Below are 17,604 nucleotides of genomic sequence, written 5' to 3'. Positions count from 1 at the left end.
CCCGTGCGCCGGATGCCCGTTATGTCGTGCGGCCGACGGCCGCGTCACCGCTTCCGCGTGCCCTGCCGGCACGCCCGGACCCCTCTGCTTCAGGAGCCCGCGCCCCGTGACCGTTCCCGCCGACATCCCCCGTTCCGATTCCGGCCGACCCGATCCGGCCCCGTCCGGGCACGGCCCGGACGATATCATCTATCCGTCCACCATTCCCTTCGTGCTTGTGCATATCGCCTGCTTCGCGGCGATCTGGACGGGCGTGACGTGGCAGGCGCTGGTGCTCTGCGCCGGTCTCTACATCGTCCGGATCTTCGCCATCGGCGCCGGCTATCACCGCTACTTCTCGCACCGGGCCTTCAAGACGAGCCGCTGGTTCCAGTTCGTGCTGGCGCTGCTGGCCCAGTCCACGACGCAGAAGGGCGTGCTCTGGTGGGCGGCGAAGCACCGCCACCACCATCGCTGGTCGGATACCGAATTCGACGTGCATTCGCCCCGGCAGGTCGGTTTCTGGCGGGCGCATGTCGGCTGGATCTTCACGCCGCGGCACGAGGACACGGATCTGTCCGTCGTGGCCGACCTCGCCCGCTATCCCGAACTGGTCTGGCTGAACCGCTGGGCCAACGCGCCGGCCGTGGCGCTGGCGCTGCTCTGCTTCCTGCTGGGCGGCTGGTCCGGGCTGGTGGTCGGCTTCTTCTGGAGCACCGTGCTGCTCTACCACGCGACCTTCTGCATCAACAGCCTGGCCCATGTCCACGGCCGCCGCCGCTACGTCACCGGCGACGACAGCCGGAACAACTGGTTCCTGGCGATCCTGACGATGGGGGAGGGCTGGCACAACAACCACCACGCCTATCAGTCGGCAGCGCGGCAGGGCTTCCGCTGGTGGGAGTACGACCCGACCTACTACATCCTCAAGGCGCTCTCCTGGGCCGGCATCGTCTGGGACCTGCACCAGCCGCCGAAGTCCGTGGTGCGGAACGAACAGCGGCTGGGCCGCAAGGTGATCGAGAAGGCGGCGGCCCAGCTCGCCGCGAGTTTCGACACGGGCCGCATCGCCGCCCGCCTGCGCGAGGCGATGGCCGCCGCGCCCGGCCGCAGCGGGATGGAGGACCGCCTCGCCCAGGCCCGCCGCGCGGCGGGGGAGGCGCTGGCCGGGTTGCAGATGCCCGACCTGCACCTGCCGCACCTGCCCGGCCGGGACGAGATCCGGCAGCGGGCGCAGAAGATGTTCGCCCGCACCCCCAGCCTGGACGACATCGTGGACCGCGCCCGCGAGATGCTGTTCGACTCCGTCTTCGCGGAGCTGGAGCCCGACCGGGTGCCGGTGACGTCCCGCCGGCCCTGACGGTCTGTCTCCGGCCGGCCGGTCCGAATCCGGGCCGGTCAGTCCAGCCGGCGCCCGGTGAAGGGGTTCCAGCCCTCCGCCGCCAGCACGGCCCAGGCGGTGGCGCCCAGATGCGGGCGGCGGTAGTAGCGGAAGTCGGGTTCCGTGGAGTCCGGCCCCAGCGCCAGGCCCGTGCTGATGGACGGCGCCCGCGTGGCGTGGAGCAGGCCGCCCGGCGCCCGTTCCGCCAGGGCGACCGCCAGCAGCCGCCGTGCCTCGGCCCTGTGGTTCTGGCCCGCACGGCCGCTGCCCGCCCGGCGCCAGGCCAGCGCCCCCTGCGCCGTGCCCTCGACCCAGAGGCCGTCGCGGTCGCCGTTGAAGTCCAGCCCGCCCTCCGCTGTGTGGGTGGCGGCGACCATCTCCAGCACCCGGCCCCAGCGCTCCGGCCCGTCCGGGAAGGCCAGCAGCGGCCAGAGCTGGGCGTCCAGGTAGCTGCCGGCGCGCGAGGGCGTCACCCCGTCGGGCAGCGTGCCGGTCAGGAAGCGGGCTGCCCTGGCGTCCCACATGGCGGCGACGAAGCGGCCTGCCACCGCGGCCTCCACCTCCCAGCGGTTCTCGCCCGTGGCCCGTGCCAGCCAGGAGAAGGCGGCGAAGGCGTCGATGTTGTGCTCGGTGGAGACCCAGCCCAGCCGCACCGGCGCCGGTTCGTGGCCGTGGAACCCGCCAGTGAATCCACCCGCCGCGGCGGGGTTGCGCACCGTGGCCGCGACCCAGCCCAGCAGCCGCCGCGCCGCCCCCAGCCAGTCCGTCCCGCCGGGCGTTCCGGCTCCGGCGCCACTCCCGGCGTTTCCGGCATCCCCGGCGTTTCCGGTGTCGTCGTGCAGCGCCAGCAGGGCCAGCGCCGCCCAGCAGACATTGCCGGTGGCGGTGCCGACCATGGTCGCGTCCTCGGCCCAGGTGCCGCTGCCCGTGTCCCACCAGCCCGGCGGCAGGGGCGGGGTGCCTGCGGGGCCGGCGCGGTAGGCGTTGCGCACCCGGCCGTCGGCATAGTGCCGGTCGCCCGCGGCCGCCGCGGCCAGGGCCGCCCCCAGCCGCCGCGCCCGGGCCCGGTCGCCGCGCGCCAGCAGCGCCATGGCCGCCAGGGCGTTGTCATAGGTGAAGGCCGCCCCGCGCAGCGCCGGCTCCAGCGGCCCGGTGGCCGGGTCGGGCTCGTAGCTCGCCAGGAACACGGGCCCCTGTCCCGGCACCGCATCCACCCGCGCCGCCAGCGCCGCATGCAGCCCCGCCACGGCCTCGTCCGTCCCCGGCCCGTCCACCGGCCCGTCGCCCTGTGCGGTACCCCCCGCCAGCAGCAGCGGCCCGCCGGCCAGGACCGCCAGCACCCGGCGGCGGGAGAGGAAGGGGAGGGGCATGGGGGCTCCGGGTCTGCGATCGGGGGAGGGCTGCGAACCGCGTCGGCTCGGTATCTCTACCCGGCTTCCAGGCATGGATGACAGGAGATTGACCGCGCAAAGGGATGTGCACGTTGCCCACCAGCCAGGGCGGGGTGAACAACCGCGAAAGACGGCGGTCCGGGACGCTTTGGCGTTCCAGCCTCGCTCTTAAACCTGTGTGGATGACCTGTGCGGATAAACGAAAAGCCCGGCTAAAAGCCGGGCTTTTTCAATCGTTTAGCGGCCACATAGAATTTTGGCGTCCCCTAGGGGATTCGAACCCCTGTTACCGCCGTGAGAGGGCGGTGTCCTAGGCCTCTAGACGAAGGGGACGAGGCCGTCGTGGAGGGGGCTTATAGGGGAACCCTCCGGGGCGATCAAGCCTTTTTTTCACCTTTGTCGGCAGGGGCGCCGGAGGCCAGTTCCCGGGCGGCGGCGACCAGGGCGGCGACGTCCCCGGCCTGGGTGTTCCAGGCCGTCACCAGCCGCACCACGGCCCCGTCCCAGCGGTAGAACTGGAAGCCGCGCTCCAGCAGCCCCTCCGTCACCGCCTCGGGCAGCTCCACGAACACCTCGTTCGCCTCCACCGGCGCGCGCAGCGACGCCCCCGGCAGGGCGGCGAGCCCGGCGCCCAGCGCCTGGGCCATGGCGTTGGCATGGCCGGCCAGCCGCAGCCACAGCCCGTCCGTCAGATAGGCGTCGAGCTGCGCCGACAGGAACCGCATCTTGGAGAACAGGTGCCCGGCCCGCTTGCGCCGGTAGCCGAAGCTCTCCGCCAGCGCGCGGTCGAAGAACACCACCGCCTCCGCCGCCAGGGCGCCGTTCTTCGTGGCGCCGAAGGACAGCACGTCCACCCCGGCGCGCCAGGTCACCTCGGCCGGGTCGCAGCCCAGCGAGGCCACGGCGTTGGCGAAGCGGGCGCCGTCCATGTGGACCTTCAGCCCGTGCCGCTTCGCCACGGCACAGAGGGCGGCGACCTCGTCGGGGGTGTAGACGGTGCCCGCTTCGGTCACCTGGGTGAGCGAGAGGGCCGCCGGCTGGACCGCGTGGACGAATCCGACATGCGCCCGCGCCAGCGCGTCGGCCAGCCCCTGCGGGGTCAGTTTGCCGTGCGCGCCGGGCAGCGGGATCAGCTTGGCGCCGCTCGTGAACATCTCCGGCGCGCCGCATTCGTCCACGTTGATGTGCGCCTCGGCATGGCAGTAGACGGCGCCGTAGGGCGGCGTCAGCACGGACAGCGCCAGCGCGTTCGCCGCCGTGCCGGTGGCGACGGGGAAGGTGGTGACCGGCGTGCCGAACAGGGCGGTCATCCGCCCGTCCAGCCGCGCCGTCACGGGATCGGCGCCGTAGGAGGGCATCGCCCCGGCGGCGGAAACCTCGTTCAGTGCGGCCAGGATCTCCGGCGCCGCACCGCTGACATTATCGCTCATGAAGTTCATCGGAGAGGCCCCGGCGGAACGGTGGTGGGTGTATAAGAGAATCCTGTGACGGGCGTCACGGCGTCGCGGCCGGGCCAGCCGCCATGCTTGGCGGTGCCGTCACAGCGATGCGCACCCGACCGTTGGCAGGGTCGAGGACCTGAATCTGTTCACTGCCGTCCGGAAGCGTCACATGGTAGAGCACGCGGTTGTTGAGAACGAGCATCTGGCCGATCCGGCTGCCGGCGGGCAGCAGGGTGCCGGTGCCCGCGTCCGCGACCGCCGCGGGAGCGCCGGCCGCCGCCGGGGCGGCCCGGCCGAAGGCGCGCGGATGATCGGGGTCCGTGGCGCGTTGGTAGATCTCGAATCCCACGAACGCGAAGCCCAGGACGATCAGGACGCCCATGACGGCGAGGAGAGTTTTCATGGCCTGCACGGCGCCGATGCCTCCGAAGCGGGCCCGGCGGCGATGATCCAGGCGGCCGGGCAGGACTGGGTCGATCCGGACGACGCCCTGCCGGACGACCTTGCCGGCGAGGACGACCTGGAGGACGGGTCCCCGGCTGGCGGGCTCTCCGGCGACCGGCCGTCGGAAGCGGTCCGCCACCAGGTCGAGGTCGCCGCCGGACGGGCGGGGGACCGGCTGGACAAGGTGCTGTCGGACGCCCTGGCCGGGGCCGGCCTGTCGCGCTCGCGGCTGCGGTCGCTGATCGACCAGGGCTGCGTCTCCTCAGGCGGCGAGACCATAGACGACGCCTCCCGGCGGGTCAAACCCGGCCAGATCGTCGAGGTGCTGGTGCCTGCGGCGGAGCCGGCGGTGCCGCTGCCGCAGGCGATCCCGCTCGCCATCGTCCATGAGGACGACGAGCTGCTGGTGATCGATAAGGCGGCGGAGATGGTGGTGCATCCCGCCGCCGGGAACCCTGACGGCACCCTGGTCAATGCCCTGCTGGCCCATTGCGGCGACCGGCTGTCGGGCATCGGCGGGGTGCGCCGGCCCGGCATCGTCCACCGCCTGGACAAGGGCACCAGCGGCCTGCTGGTCGCGGCCAAGACGGACCGGGCGCACCAGGGACTGACGGCGCAGTTTGCCGACCGCAGCCTGTCGCGCACCTATCTGGCCGTCGTCTGGGGCGTGCCCGCGGCGCGCGAGGGCGTGATCGAGGGCAACATCGGCCGTCACCCCGCCGACCGCAAGCGGATGGCGGTGCTGTCGCGCGGCGGCAAGCCGGCGGTCACCCGCTACCGGGTGGTGCGCTCCTTCGGGCTGCTCGCCAGCCTCGTGGAATGCAAGCTGCTGACGGGGCGGACGCACCAGATCCGGGTCCACATGGCCCATCTCGGCCACCCGCTGGTGGGCGACCCGCTCTACGGGCGGCTGCGCCCGCCGCGCAAGGGAACCGCACCGGAGCCGGTGCTGCGCGCGCTGGCGGGGTTTCCCCGTCAGGCGCTGCACGCGGCGGCCCTGGAATTCCGGCACCCGGCTTCCGATCTGAAGCAGGGTTTCACGGCAGCCCTGCCGGAAGACCTCGCGGGACTGATTCAAGGTCTTGAAACGCTATGATGCTATTGCTGAGTGGAGAAGTCGGTTATTCTGACATGCCCGCCCAGTCCCCGCGGACCGGAACGCCGTTCCGCGGGCAATCCAGGCTGAGGGAGGCCCCGAGGGGGTGAAGCCATGAGCAGCACCTTGCCCGCCGTTCCTGTCATCAACTCCGAGAGCAACCTTGCGCGCTATCTCCAGGAGATCCGCAAGTTCCCCATGCTCGAGGCGGAGGAGGAGTACATGCTGGCCAAGAGCTGGCGCGAGCACGGGGACACCGATGCCGCGCACCGGCTCGTCACCAGCCATCTCCGCCTCGTGGCCAAGATCGCCATGGGCTACCGGGGGTACGGCCTGCCGCTCTCCGAACTGATCTCCGAAGGCAATGTCGGCATGATGCAGGCGGTGAAGCGGTTCGATCCGGACCGCGGCTTCCGCCTCGCCACCTATGCCATGTGGTGGATCCGGGCCGCGATCCAGGAATACATCCTGCATTCCTGGTCGCTGGTGAAGATGGGCACGACGGCCGCGCAGAAGAAGCTGTTCTTCAATCTGCGCAAGCTGAAGGGCCAGATGCAGGCGATCGACGAGGGCGACCTGCACCCGGAGACCGTGCGCAAGATCGCCGAGACTCTGGACGTGCCGGAGAGTGACGTCGTCAACATGAACCGGCGCCTCGCCAGCCCCGACCACAGCCTGAACGCGCCCTTGCGCGTGGACGGGGAGGGGGAGTGGCAGGACTGGCTGGTGGACGAGTCCGAGAGCCAGGAAATCCGCCTGGGCGAGCGGGAGGAGCTGGGCAAGCGCAAGGCCCTGCTGGCCGAGGCGATGAAGACCCTGAACGACCGCGAGCGCCACATCCTGGTGGAGCGCCGCCTGCGCGACAACCCCACCACGCTGGAGGACCTGTCGCAGCAGTACGGCATCAGCCGCGAGCGCGTCCGCCAGATCGAGGTGCGGGCCTTCGAGAAGTTGCAGAAGGCCATCCGCAGCGCCGCGGAGGAGCAGCGGCTGGTCTGATCCGGCCGCCGCTCCCCGGCTGGGGAGCGGTCTGTCCCGGACGGTCAGGCCGGGCCGATCCGGACAGGTCCGGCATCCGGGAACGCGGTGGCCTCGCCGCGCTCCCGCCAGGCCGCCAGCTCGGCGGCGCGGGCCGCCATGGTCCGCTCCCACAGCTCGTAGGCGTCGCTCCCCAGCATCAGGCGCAGTGGCGGGGCGTCGCTGTCCACCGCCTCGATCATCACCTCGGCGGCCTTCGCCGGGTCGCCGGCCTGTCGGCCTGCCTGCCCGTAGAGGAACGCCTCGATGGGGGCGACCACGGGCCGGTAGGCGTCGATGCTGCGGCAGGGACGCATGTTGGCGTCGCCCGCGAACCCGGTGCGGAAGGCGCCTGGCTCGACGATGGTGACCCGGATGCCCAGGGGCGCCACCTCGTCGCGCAGCGCCTCGCTCCAGGCTTCCAGGGCGAACTTGGAGGCGCAGTAGACGCCGAAGCCGCCCATGGAGACCAGCCCGCCGATGCTGGTCAGGTTCAGGATGTGGCCCGACCGCTGCGCCCGCAGGGTGGGAAGCACGGCCCGGGTCAGCTCGGCGGCGGCGAAGAAGTTCAGCTCCATCTGCCCGCGGAGCTGGCCGGCGTCAAACTCCTCGACGGCGCCCAGCGAGCCGCGGCCGGCGATGTTGGCCAGCACGTCGATGCGGCCGAAGCGGATCAGCGTGGCCTCCACGGCCCGTTCCCGGGCGATCGCGTCCGTGAGGTCCAGCGGCAGCGCCAGGGCGCGGCCCTCGTGCGCCGCGGCCAGCGGTTCCAGCAGTCCGGCCCGGCGCGCCGTCAGCACCGCGCGCTCCCCGCGGGCCAGCACCGCCTGCGCCAGGGCGTGGCCGAAGCCCGACGACGCCCCCGTGATGAACCAGACCCGATCAGCGTGCGCCATCGTTCTCCTCCGTCGCGGGCGTGGCGGTCGCGGTCGGGCGTCCGCCGGCTCAGGTGCCCCGGGCCGGGGCGGGCAGCAGGCCGCGGACGCGCTCCGTCTCGGCCGGCAGGTCGGCGGGGTCGGCCTCCGGCGTGCGGCCGGCGACCTCGGGACCCCACTCCTCGACCAGCAGGCGCCGCTGCTCCTCCATCTCGCGGATGCGGGTTCCGTCGCGCATGACGACGGCACCGGCGACCAGCGGCGGGATGCCGAAATAGAGCAGCCAGCCGATCGCCGCCCCGCCATACATGACCAGCCAGGTATAGGGGTCGGCCAGCATCCGCATGGTCAGCTCGATCGTGTGCCCGTCCTGCCAGAGCCGGATGGCGAAGGGCATGACGCCGCAGAGATTCATCGCCCCCACCGTCAGCGGCGCCGACTTCTCCGGATCGCGGTCCACGACATAGGCGACCAGGGTGGGGACCAGGGCGGCCAGCATCAGGATCGTCGTCGGCATGACGACCAGCCCGAAGGGCAGGATCAGGGCCAGCAGCAGCAACAGCCCGCCGCCGCCGCGCCGTTCGCCGGCGTACCGGTCGGTGTCGCGCCTCATGGGGTCCCCGCCATCAGCAGGACGATCACGATCAGCATCGCCATGGCGATGACGCTGGAGGTCACGGCGGCGATCTGCCGGCCGGTACCTTCGGCGATGACGCCGCGGTTGTCGATGCCGCGCTTCAGCTTGTCGATCTGGCGGGTCAGGGTCTCATGCTTCTGCATCGCCTGCATGAAGCCGCGCTCGTCGGCCTTCAGGGTCTGCGGATCGTCCAGCAGCTTCAGCAACGCCTCCAGCGAGCCGTCGCGCGCCAGCCGCTGCGCCTCCTGCTTGATCCGCTCCCGGGTCCGGCGGTTCTTGAACCGCTTCAGCGCCGGGTCCAGCAGCGACACCAGCCACTGGCACAGATTCGGCAGGCTGGACGGGCCGTAGCGGGACTGCACGTCGGCCAGGATGCTCAGGGTGGCGATCAGCCGCCGGGTGTTGTCCCCTACCGCCGCCAGCGGATTCAGCAGCCGGTCGTTCAGCCGCTTGTGGTGGGTGGCGATGAAGGCGGCGACGTGCCGGTCCATCGGGTCGCGGCCGTGCACCGGGCTGGTGGCCACCGTATCCAGCGCCAGCAGCATGTCGGACAGGGTCAGCGCGTGCTGGTCGGCGATCTGCGGGCTCAGGCAGTGCAGCGCCGGGTTCATCTCGTAGAGCACCCGCTCCAGCCCGAAGCCGGGGCCGGTCTGCTCCAGCAGGGTCCGCATGTAGTCGAAGGACTGCACCATCGGCACATGCTCGGGCCGGAAGTCCACCTGGCTGCTGACCCAGAACATGGGAAGCTGCGCCAGCAGGATCTCGGCGATGGACTGCTGCCCGCCGCCGCCGGTGGCGACGGCTTCGGCCAGCGCCGTGCCGATGCCGTCGGGCATCACGACGCGGCCCTTGTAGCGGATGGGGGCGGCAGGATCGAGCGCGATGCAGGTGCGGGCGACGACCCGGTCCTCCAGGCTGGCCGGGCGGGTGCCGGCCCCGGCGGACTCGATGGCGGCCTGCACCGCCTCGGCCCGCGCATCGTCGGACAGGCTGCGCCGAAGCCACTTGTCCAGGTCGCCGCGCTCGATGATCTGGGCCGCCACGGCCGGCTGCGCGGCCAGGGCGCGGGCCAGCGGCCGGCAATGGTACATCTCCTGCCCGTTCAGCTCGAACGGGCGACCGGCACGCTTGATCGTGCTGGCCTGCTTCGGCGTCAGCCGCCGCCCTTGCAGCCAGAGATCCAGGTCCTGCACGGTCCAGCGCTGGCGGGGATCGTCGATGGTCAGGCCGCGCAGCGGTTCGATCAGCGTCTGCGGCAGGCGGACGCCGCTGGCCAGCGTGATGTAGGTGCCGCGGTCGATCTTCGACTGGAGCAGCGATTCGTCGTCCAGGGCGCGGACCGGATTGCGGCCGACCGCCAGGATCAGCAGCGTGACGCCCAGGGCATAGAGATCGTCGCCGATGGTGCCGGGGCCGCGGCCCGACGGCTGCGCCATGGCCCGTTCCGCCGGCTCGAACAGCAGGGGCTGGGCATAGCCGGGCGGCACGCTGACGCAGTCGCCCAGCAGGATGCCGCCGGCCGCCGGATCGCGGAAGTACAGGTTGGTCGGCCGCACGGCGCCGCAGGTGATGCCGCGGCTGCCCAGATCCTTCAGGCAGGACAGCATCGCCGGCATGATCTGCCGCACGATCACGTCCTCGCCCATCGGGTCGCGCACGTCCGACAGGGTGTCCATCAGCCGGCGCCCGGCCGGCCGCTCGAAGACAATGGCGAAGCGCCGGCGCGACTCCAGGGGCCAGGTCACCGTGCCCCAGTCCACCACCCGCAGGATGTGGGGATGCTCCAGGCCGCGCAGGGTGGCCAGCACCTCGATCCGCGCCGGCACCGGCGTCTCGACGATGGTGGCGAACAGCTCCGTCCTGCGCTCGCGCTTGCTGCGCGCGACGAAGGATGGCCCGGCCGGGGAGTCCAGGTCGGGCAGCCGTGAGCCGGGCAGAATCTCGCAACGCCCGCCGAGATCGACGGGCTCGTAGACGAGGTCGGGAGCGGCTTTCTGTGCGGCGGTCGCCATCGTCCGGCCGGTGGTTGGGGCGGCGGGTCTGTCCTGCGGGTCTGTCTTATAGGGTATTTCGCCAATTATCACAGACACTTTACGGTTTCTCAACCGCACCGGCCGCCGGATTCTAACCCTTCTTTAATCCATGCGCCCGGTTCTTCGCGGGCCTGTCCCGCGTGCGCCGCCCTCTCCGCGCTCAGTCCTCGAACGGATCGCGCATCAGGATCGTGTCGTCACGCTCCGGGCTGGTGGACAGCAGCGTGACCGGCGCCTCCACCAGCTCCTCGATGCGGCGGACATACTTCACCGCCGTCGCCGGCAGGTCGGCCCAGGAGCGGGCGCCGCGGGTGCTCTCGCTCCAGCCCTGGAAGGTCTCGTAGACCGGCTCGACGGCCGCCTGCGCGGTCTGCCCGGCCGGCAGGTGGTGGATGATCTCCCCCTGGTAGCGGTAGCCGGTGCAGACCTTCAGCTCGGAGAAGCCGTCCAGCACGTCCAGCTTGGTCAGCGCGATGCCGGTGATGCCGCCGGTCTTGATCGCCTGACGCACCATGACGGCGTCGAACCAGCCGCAGCGGCGCTTGCGTCCGGTGACGGTGCCGAACTCGCGGCCGCGCAGACCGAGCTGCTCGCCGGTGGCGTCCGTCAGCTCGGTGGGGAAGGGGCCGGAGCCGACGCGGGTGGTGTAGGCCTTGGTGATGCCCAGCACGTTGCCGACGACCCCCGGCCCCATGCCGCTGCCGGCGGCGGCGTTGCCGGCCACGGTGTTGGAGCTGGTGACGAACGGATAGGTGCCGTGGTCCACGTCCAGCATGGCGCCCTGGGCGCCCTCGAACAGGATGCGCTTGCGCGCCCGCTTGGCCTCGTCCAGGCGCTGCCAGACGACGGCGGCGTAGGGCAGGATGCGCGGCGCCACCTCCGCGATCTGGGCCATCAGCTCGGCCTTGTCGATCTCGGCCGCCCCGAGGCCGCGCAGCAGCGCGTTGTGGTGGAACAGGAGCTGGTCCACCTTGTCCTCCAGCACCCGGTCGTCGGCCAGATCGCACAGGCGGATGGCGCGGCGGGCCACCTTGTCCTCATAGGCCGGGCCGATGCCGCGGCCGGTGGTGCCGATCTTCGAGGCGCCGCGCGCCTCCTCCCGCGCCCGGTCCACCGCCCCGTGCAGGGGCAGGATCAGGGCGCAGTTCTCCGCCACCAGCAGGGTCTCCGGCGTCACCGCCACGCCCTTGGCGCGGATCGCGTCGATCTCCCGCAGCAGGGCCCAGGGATCGACGACGACGCCGTTGCCGATCACCGACAGCTTGCCCGGCCGCACGACGCCCGAGGGCAGCAGCGACAGCTTGTACTCGACATCGCCGATCACCAGCGTGTGGCCGGCATTGTGGCCGCCCTGGAAGCGGACCACGACATCGGCCCGCGAGGACAGCCAGTCGACGATCTTGCCCTTGCCCTCGTCGCCCCACTGGGACCCGACGACCGCCACGTTGGCCATGCTGAAACTCCTCGACCGCTCTGGGTCGGACCGGGCGATGGCCGCGGGTCCGACGGATTGAACCATGGGGAACCGCCTACGGGCGGTCCTGGATTTCCTGAATCCGGCCGCCGGCCCAGAGATGGCCGCAGCCCTGCCGGCGCGCTTCGGCGGGCAGGTCGGCGCCGGGCTCCAGCACCGCCACCGTCTGCCAGCCCTCGTCGCGCAGCCGTGCCCCTTCGGCATAGGGGGTGCCGTGCGGCAGCAGGATGCGGCGCGGCGGCGGCGGGCCGGGGATGGCCCGCAGCACCGTGTCGGTATAGAGCGTGAAGCCGGTGGCCGGCTCCCCGTCGCCGCCGCTGCGGTAGCGGCCGCCGCGGCCCAGCTCGCCGGTGACGCCGCGGGCGAAGATGGTGAAGCTGAGCCCCGTCTGGTACTCGAAGCCGCGCTGTTCCACCGGGTCGATGGTCAGGTTCAGGTGCGGTGCCGCCGCCGTCAGCAGCTTGACCACCTCGGTCAGGCGCCAGCGGTCGGGCTCGGCCACGGTCGGCAGGTCCACGGCGGAGAGGGCGGCCACGGCCGCGGCCGCCGGGCCGGCGGCCCCCATGATCCGCACCAGCAGGTCCCCCGCCGGCCCGCCGATGGCGGCCACGGCCGCCGTGTCGCGGCGGTCCAGGGCGTCGCGCACGCGGCGCGTCTCGGCGTCCGTCAGGTTCAGGGCGCGGCAGACGGTGGGCACCAGGGTGGGCACCGTCAGGTCGATGGTGACGCTGTCGGCGCCCACGGCCGCCAGGGCGGAGGCGGCCAGCAGCACCACCTCGGCGTCGGCCTCCACCTGCATGCCGCCGATCAGCTCGATGCCGACCTGCCCGAACTGCCGTTCGGGGCGGAGCTGGCTGCCCTTAACCCGCAGCACCTGCCCGGCATAGGACAGGCGCAGGGGGCGCGGCGACTTCGGCATGCGGGTCGCGGCGATGCGCGCCACCTGCAAGGTCATGTCCGAGCGCACGCCCATCATCTGCTGGCTGATCGGGTCCATCAGCCGGAAGGTCTGCTTCGCCAGGGCACGGCCGGGGCCGGACAGCAGCCCCTCCTCGAACTCGATCAGGGGCGGCTTGACCCGCTCATAGCCATGGCGGGTGAACTCCTTCATCAGCCGGCCGACGACGCGGGCCTCGTGCTCGGCATCCGGCGGCAGCAGGTCACGCAGGCCCGCTGGCAGCAGGGCCATGGAAGGGGAGGTGGGATCGTCGGTCATCGGCGGCTCGGCGCGGTCGGTCTGCGGCGCGGACGGAACGGGCGCGGGGAAACGGTCCCAGCACCACGCACCGAGTGCCGTTTCGTAAACCCTCCCCGCCGGGCATGCAATGGAAAGGGTGGGGGCGGGGCAGCAGGGCAGGGATGCCCCGGCCGGCCCGTCCGTGGGGCGGCCGGGGTGCGGGACGGCAGACAGGGAAAGGGGCGGGAGTCTCCCCCCGCCCCGGTCCTGGCGTGCCCCCGCGGAGGTGGCGGGAGGTCCCGTCAGATCACGCGGACATTCTTGAACTGCCAGGGGTCGCTGCTGTCCACGTCTTCCGGGAACAGCTTGTTGCGGCCCTCCAGCGGGGTCCAGTCGGTGTAGGCGCCGACCACCGGGCCCAGATAGGGCATGCAGATGTCCAGGCAGCGGCGGTAGTCCATCTCGTCGGGCTCCACCACGCCGCGGCCGGGATTCTCGATGGCCCAGACCATGCCGGACAGCACCGCCACGCAGACCTGGAGCGAGGTGGCGCTGTTGTAGGGGACGAGCTGCCGCGCCTCCTCGATGGAGAGCTGCGAGCCGTACCAGTAGGCCCCCTTCTCATGGCCGGCCAGCAGCACGCCCAGCTCGTCCACGCCGTCGATGATCTCGTCCATGATCAGGCGCTGGGTCTCCTGCTGGACGTAGTTCTTGCCGGCGAACTCGTGGATCGACTTCACCGCGTCGTCGCAGGGGTGATAGGCGTAGTGGGCCGTCGGCCGGTAGACGACCGTGTCGCCCTCACGCACCGTCAGGTAGTCGGGGATGGAGATGGCCTCGCTGTGGGTGATGAGGAAGCCGTGGAACGGCCCCTCCATCGGGGTCCAGGTCCGCACCCGCTGCGTCACGCCCGGCCGGTTCAGGAAGATGGCCGCGCCGCTGCCGAACTCGTGGCGGGAGCCGTCGGGCGGGAAGGTCTTCTCATGGCTGCCCCAGCCCAGCTCCGCCGGCTGCGAGCCCTCGGAGACGAAGCCGTCGATCGACCAGGTGTTCACGAACTCGCCGCGCCGCTTCGGCACGGACGAGATCTGCGTATCACGCTCGGCGACGTGGATGACCTTGATGTTCAGGTCCTTCGCCAGCGCGGCCCAGCCCTCCCGCGTCGTCGGCGGGGTGGCGTCGCGGCCGGTGTCCTCAGCGATGTTCAGCAGCGCCTGCTTCACGAAGTGGGAGACCAGGCCCGGATTGGCGCCGTGGGTGATCACGGCGGTCGGCGCGTCGGGATGGCGCTGGCGCACGGCCAGGGCGCTCTCGCGCAGCGCGTAGTTGGAGCGCAGCGAGGGCGACACGCTGGTGTCCGTGTAGCCGCCGGGCCAGGGCTCGATGCAGGTGTCCAGATACATCGCCCCCTTCTCCGCCGCCAGCTCGACCAGCGCCACGGAGGAGACATCCACCGACAGGTTCAGCAGGAAGTCGCCGCGGCCCAGCAACGGGTCCAGCACGGTGCGATGGTTCTCCCGGGTCAGCGGTTCCTTGATGAAGCGGATGCCGTAATGCTCAGCCTCCGCACGCCCCCGCTCGTCGGCGGTCACGATCGTGATGCGCTCAGGGGCGATCTCGATGTGGCGCAGGATCAGGGGCAGGACGCCCTGACCGATGCTGCCGAAGCCGACCATGACAAGTCGGCCGTCTAGCGCGCAGTGCTTTGCGTACTCTTCCATAATCGACTGCTCCGGGCTGGAACGCTCGAAGGCTCGGTGCCTCCAGAAGCTCGTTGGGTGAAGGGAAACGACTGACGATTGACAACAGAAAGACGGGCCGCGGCGTCTTTCGACGGCGCGGTCCGCCAGACTTCACAGTGACGTAAGGTTACTTCGCTGGCAACCGTGCCGGGACCCCATGTCCCGGGGTTTCCAGCAGCGGGCAGTCCGCGACCTCGACAAGGCGGGCCTGGTCGAAGCCGTTGAACTCCGTGCGCAGTGTGGCGCCGTAGGCGCCGAGCTGGCCGATCTCGATCCAGTCGCCCTCGCGCACGTCCGCCGGCAGCAGGAAGGGGCCCTTCATGCGGTCGGCGCTGTCGCAGGTCGGCCCCCAGAAGCTGAACGGCATCAGGGGGGCCGTGCCCGTCCCCTCCGGCCGGACCAGCCGGCAGGGGAAGCGGAAGGCGGGGACGCCGGCGTCGGACAGGCTGCCGTAGACGCCGTCATTGACGAACAGCTCGTCGCCGCGGCGCCTCTCCACCTGGACGACGACGCTGGATCCGGCCGCCACCAGGGCCCGGCCGGGCTCGCACCAGACCCGGGTGCCGGGCGGCAGGCCCAGGCCGGCGATGCCGGCGCGGATGGCCTCCATGTAGGCATCCAGCGGCGGCGGGGTCATGTCGGGATAGCTGACGGGGAAGCCGCCGCCCACATCCACCACGTCCACCGGGACACCGCTGGCGCGGATCACCCCGCCGGCCAGCCGCAGGGCGTCGCCGTAGGACTCCGGCGTCAGGCACTGCGAACCGACATGGAAGCAGACGCCGATGCGCGGGGAGAGGGCGCGGGCGCGGCGCAGCAGGTCGGCCGCCGCGTCGGGGGCCGCGCCGAACTTGCCGGACAGGTCGTAGGTGGCGTTGCCCTTGGGCAGCGCCAGCCGGACGATCAGCCCCAGGTCGCGGGCATCGCCCGTCTCCTCGCGCAGCTTCTCCAGCTCCTCCACGCTGTCCAGGGCGAAGTCGCGCACGCCCAGCTCCCGGTAGGCCACCCGGATGGCGGCCCGGTTCTTCACCGGGTGCATGTAGTGGATGACCGCCTCGGGGAACATGCTGCGCACGACCCGCACCTCCGCCGGGGAGGCGCAGTCGAAATGGCGCACGCCGCCCTTCCAGAGGGCGCGCAGCACGGCCGGGTCCGGGTTGCACTTCACGGCGTACAGCACGTCGCCGCCGACCGCCTCGGCGAAGGCGTCCACGAAGCGCCGGGCCGTCGCCTTCAGCACGGCGGGGCGCAGGCAGTGCAGCGGTTCCGCCGGGCGCAGCGCGGCGACGGTGGAGTCCACGCCCGGCAGCTCGACCGGGCGGACGAAGCTGCGGCGCAGGGGGGAGACAGCGGAACGGTAGCGGATCTGACCCATGGAGCGACCCTCGATCCTCGCGCCGGGGCGAGGCCCTGTCCCGTCCGGCCCCAGGGCGCGGTCGGGATACGGTGAAAGCTGGTGTCCGGAGGGCCGGTGGCCTGCCGGAAGCGGCGATCAGAGTGGGGGGGGAGCCGGTCTCGCGTCGTGATTGCCGGGCCGGGAGCGCGAACGCGGGGGCCGCAAGGCGTCAACAGACGAGATTGGTGACCTGGCGGGGTCAGATACTCATGGCTCGGGCCTGCAAAGCGATCATTACTGCCTCCCTCTCGGGAACCGGCCCACGGTTGGCCGGGTCTGCCAAAAAGGACGCCTAACGTCGTTGCATAACCACGAGGGAGCGGGGCGCGCCGGTCGGAAGGAAGCCCTTCCGGGGAGCAGACCCTGCCCGGGCCAGGGGCACGTGCGGGTGCGTCGTGCTGCTAAAGTAGGCAATCCGTCCGCAGACGCAAGTGCTTATCGCGGCAGGCCCCGTGAATTCTCCGCGACACGGGCATGCAGGGGGCCGCGCGCCATCCAGGCCAGCAGGGCCAGCACCGCCAGCGGGGCGGCCAGCGCCGCCCAGGGTCGGCTCAAGGTCGCGGCCGCCACGGCCAGCAGCACGGCGTCCGCCGCCAGGATCGCCAGCACCACGCGGTCGTGCCGGCACAGCCGGTCCACGGCGCGCTGGTAGAAATGCTCCCGGTGCGGCTGCCAGACCCGCTCGCCGCGCAGCAGCCGGCGCAGCAGCGTCAGCGTGGCGTCGGCCAGATAGTAGAGCGGCAGGATCGCGGCGGGCAGCCACAGCCCCTCGGCCGCCGCCGTCAGCAGCAGCCAGCCGGTCAGATAGCCCAGCGGCACGCTGCCCACATCGCCCAGGAAGACCCGCGCCGGCCGCCAGTTCCAGGCCAGGAACCCGGCCGCGGCCCCGGCCAGGGCCAGCCCGTAGGCGGCCTCCGGTCCCGGCTGTCCGGCCAGCAGCAGCAGCAGCGCCACGCCCGCGCCGAGGAACAGGGTCTGGCTGCCGGTGATGCCGTCGATCCCGTCCATGAAGTTGTAGAGGTTCACGAACCAGAGCCAGCCGAGCGCCGCCAGCAGCCGGTCCGCCGGCAGTGGCAGCAGGCCCTGGAACAGCAGCGCGTCGCCGGGCAGGGCCAGCAGGCCCGCGGTCACGGCCAGCGCCTGTGCCGCCAGCCGCGGCAGGGGGGGCACCGGGCGCATGTCGTCGGCCCAGGAGACCAGCGCCAGCAGCGCGCTCGCCGCCAGCACCGGCCCGGTTCCGGCCAGTGCCCCGGCCTGCCACCCCAGCAGGGCCCAGGCAGCCCAGACCACGGGCAGCACGCCCCAGCCGCCGCCCCGTGGCGTCGGCAGGGTGTGGCTGGAGCGGTGGTTGGGCCGGTCCAGCACCTGCCGGCGGCGCAGCTCCGCCGTCACCCGTCCGGTCAGGACGCGGGCCGCGAGCCAGGGCAGCAGGAGGGCGGCGGGGTACAACCAGGCGGACGTCTGCATGCCGCCGATGTAGCGCAGGCGTCCGTCCCGCGCCAGCGGGTTCCGCCGTGCGC

General features: G+C 72.0%; 14 protein-coding genes and 1 tRNA gene. 3 read left to right on the top strand and 12 right to left on the bottom strand.

Translation table 11 applies throughout. The features are described from left to right. The first annotated feature begins 106 nt into the window (after positions 1-106). Complete coding sequence (locus ACFQPS_RS08665; protein ID WP_377358174.1) at positions 107-1,339, top strand: acyl-CoA desaturase; 1,233 nt, start codon at positions 107-109, stop codon at positions 1,337-1,339. 38 nt (positions 1,340-1,377) lie between these two features. Here the strand turns inward: ACFQPS_RS08665 and ACFQPS_RS08660 are convergent, their stop codons facing one another. From ACFQPS_RS08660 to ACFQPS_RS08645, 4 genes are all read right to left on the bottom strand, one after another. Then, positions 1,378-2,730 (bottom strand): hypothetical protein, encoded by a 1,353-nt coding sequence (locus tag ACFQPS_RS08660; RefSeq protein WP_377358172.1) that lies wholly within the window; start codon positions 2,728-2,730, stop codon positions 1,378-1,380. 278 nt (positions 2,731-3,008) lie between these two features. Then, positions 3,009-3,084 (bottom strand) — tRNA-Glu (locus tag ACFQPS_RS08655). 44 nt (positions 3,085-3,128) lie between these two features. Next, entirely contained in the window at positions 3,129-4,190 is a 1,062-nt protein-coding gene (locus ACFQPS_RS08650; protein WP_377358170.1) for a threonine aldolase family protein, read from the bottom strand. Positions 4,191-4,245: 55 nt separating this feature from the next. Beyond that, positions 4,246-4,605 carry a hypothetical protein gene (locus ACFQPS_RS08645; RefSeq protein ID WP_377358168.1) on the bottom strand — a complete coding sequence of 120 codons (360 nt, stop codon included), beginning with the start codon at positions 4,603-4,605 and terminating at the stop codon, positions 4,246-4,248. A gap of 33 nt (positions 4,606-4,638) precedes the next feature. Between ACFQPS_RS08645 and ACFQPS_RS08640 the strand changes: the two genes are divergently transcribed. Both ACFQPS_RS08640 and rpoH read left to right on the top strand, forming a co-directional pair. Then, positions 4,639-5,733: an RluA family pseudouridine synthase gene (locus ACFQPS_RS08640; RefSeq protein ID WP_377358167.1), complete on the top strand. Its 1,095-nt coding sequence runs from the start codon at positions 4,639-4,641 to the stop codon at positions 5,731-5,733. A 114-nt stretch (positions 5,734-5,847) separates the two neighbouring features. Then, the gene (gene rpoH / locus ACFQPS_RS08635; protein WP_012566907.1) at positions 5,848-6,732 is read left to right on the top strand and encodes an RNA polymerase sigma factor RpoH; all 885 of its coding nucleotides are present in this window, start codon (positions 5,848-5,850) and stop codon (positions 6,730-6,732) included. 44 nt (positions 6,733-6,776) lie between these two features. Here the strand turns inward: rpoH and ACFQPS_RS08630 are convergent, their stop codons facing one another. The 8 genes from ACFQPS_RS08630 to ACFQPS_RS08595 form a co-directional block, all read right to left on the bottom strand. Next, on the bottom strand, positions 6,777-7,646 hold the full coding sequence (locus ACFQPS_RS08630; RefSeq protein ID WP_377358164.1) for an oxidoreductase: 870 nt from the start codon (positions 7,644-7,646) through the stop codon (positions 6,777-6,779). 49 nt (positions 7,647-7,695) lie between these two features. After that, the gene (locus ACFQPS_RS08625; RefSeq protein WP_377358163.1) at positions 7,696-8,238 is read right to left on the bottom strand and encodes a hypothetical protein; all 543 of its coding nucleotides are present in this window, start codon (positions 8,236-8,238) and stop codon (positions 7,696-7,698) included. Then, complete coding sequence (locus tag ACFQPS_RS08620) at positions 8,235-10,274, bottom strand: protein kinase family protein (RefSeq protein ID WP_377358162.1); 2,040 nt, start codon at positions 10,272-10,274, stop codon at positions 8,235-8,237. The genes ACFQPS_RS08625 and ACFQPS_RS08620 overlap by 4 nt, the downstream gene beginning before the upstream one ends. Positions 10,275-10,455: 181 nt before the next feature. Next, positions 10,456-11,748 (bottom strand): adenylosuccinate synthase, encoded by a 1,293-nt coding sequence (locus tag ACFQPS_RS08615; RefSeq protein ID WP_377358160.1) that lies wholly within the window; start codon positions 11,746-11,748, stop codon positions 10,456-10,458. A gap of 76 nt (positions 11,749-11,824) precedes the next feature. Next, positions 11,825-12,985 carry an ATP phosphoribosyltransferase regulatory subunit gene (locus ACFQPS_RS08610; RefSeq protein WP_377358159.1) on the bottom strand — a complete coding sequence of 387 codons (1,161 nt, stop codon included), beginning with the start codon at positions 12,983-12,985 and terminating at the stop codon, positions 11,825-11,827. Positions 12,986-13,248: 263 nt separating this feature from the next. Next, a complete protein-coding gene (locus ACFQPS_RS08605) occupies positions 13,249-14,667 on the bottom strand; it encodes a homospermidine synthase (RefSeq protein ID WP_377358157.1) in 1,419 nt (472 codons plus the stop codon). A gap of 148 nt (positions 14,668-14,815) precedes the next feature. Beyond that, positions 14,816-16,063, bottom strand: coding sequence for a type III PLP-dependent enzyme (locus ACFQPS_RS08600; protein WP_377358156.1), 1,248 nt, complete (start codon positions 16,061-16,063; stop codon positions 14,816-14,818). Between the two features lie 456 nt (positions 16,064-16,519). After that, positions 16,520-17,551: an MraY family glycosyltransferase gene (locus ACFQPS_RS08595; RefSeq protein ID WP_377358154.1), complete on the bottom strand. Its 1,032-nt coding sequence runs from the start codon at positions 17,549-17,551 to the stop codon at positions 16,520-16,522. Positions 17,552-17,604: the final 53 nt, after the last annotated feature.

Source organism: Rhodocista pekingensis (genome assembly GCF_042665545.1).
Taxonomy (GTDB): domain Bacteria; phylum Pseudomonadota; class Alphaproteobacteria; order Azospirillales; family Azospirillaceae; genus Rhodocista; species Rhodocista pekingensis.
The sequence above is the reverse complement of the archived record's forward strand: the minus strand, read 5'-3'. Positions and strand labels throughout refer to the sequence as shown.

What these genes read in the sequence shown, in the direction of transcription:
- ACFQPS_RS08660 (WP_377358172.1), bottom strand. Translation starts at nt 2,730, where the DNA reads ATGCCCCTCCCCTTCCTCTCCCGCCGCCGGGTGCTGGCGGTCCTGGCC.
- ACFQPS_RS08650 (WP_377358170.1), bottom strand. Translation starts at nt 4,190, where the DNA reads ATGAACTTCATGAGCGATAATGTCAGCGGTGCGGCGCCGGAGATCCTG.
- ACFQPS_RS08640 (WP_377358167.1), top strand. Translation starts at nt 4,639, where the DNA reads ATGATCCAGGCGGCCGGGCAGGACTGGGTCGATCCGGACGACGCCCTG.
- rpoH (WP_012566907.1), top strand. Translation starts at nt 5,848, where the DNA reads ATGAGCAGCACCTTGCCCGCCGTTCCTGTCATCAACTCCGAGAGCAAC.
- ACFQPS_RS08630 (WP_377358164.1), bottom strand. Translation starts at nt 7,646, where the DNA reads ATGGCGCACGCTGATCGGGTCTGGTTCATCACGGGGGCGTCGTCGGGC.
- ACFQPS_RS08625 (WP_377358163.1), bottom strand. Translation starts at nt 8,238, where the DNA reads ATGAGGCGCGACACCGACCGGTACGCCGGCGAACGGCGCGGCGGCGGC.
- ACFQPS_RS08620 (WP_377358162.1), bottom strand. Translation starts at nt 10,274, where the DNA reads ATGGCGACCGCCGCACAGAAAGCCGCTCCCGACCTCGTCTACGAGCCC.
- ACFQPS_RS08615 (WP_377358160.1), bottom strand. Translation starts at nt 11,748, where the DNA reads ATGGCCAACGTGGCGGTCGTCGGGTCCCAGTGGGGCGACGAGGGCAAG.
- ACFQPS_RS08610 (WP_377358159.1), bottom strand. Translation starts at nt 12,985, where the DNA reads ATGACCGACGATCCCACCTCCCCTTCCATGGCCCTGCTGCCAGCGGGC.
- ACFQPS_RS08605 (WP_377358157.1), bottom strand. Translation starts at nt 14,667, where the DNA reads ATGGAAGAGTACGCAAAGCACTGCGCGCTAGACGGCCGACTTGTCATG.
- ACFQPS_RS08600 (WP_377358156.1), bottom strand. Translation starts at nt 16,063, where the DNA reads ATGGGTCAGATCCGCTACCGTTCCGCTGTCTCCCCCCTGCGCCGCAGC.
- ACFQPS_RS08595 (WP_377358154.1), bottom strand. Translation starts at nt 17,551, where the DNA reads ATGCAGACGTCCGCCTGGTTGTACCCCGCCGCCCTCCTGCTGCCCTGG.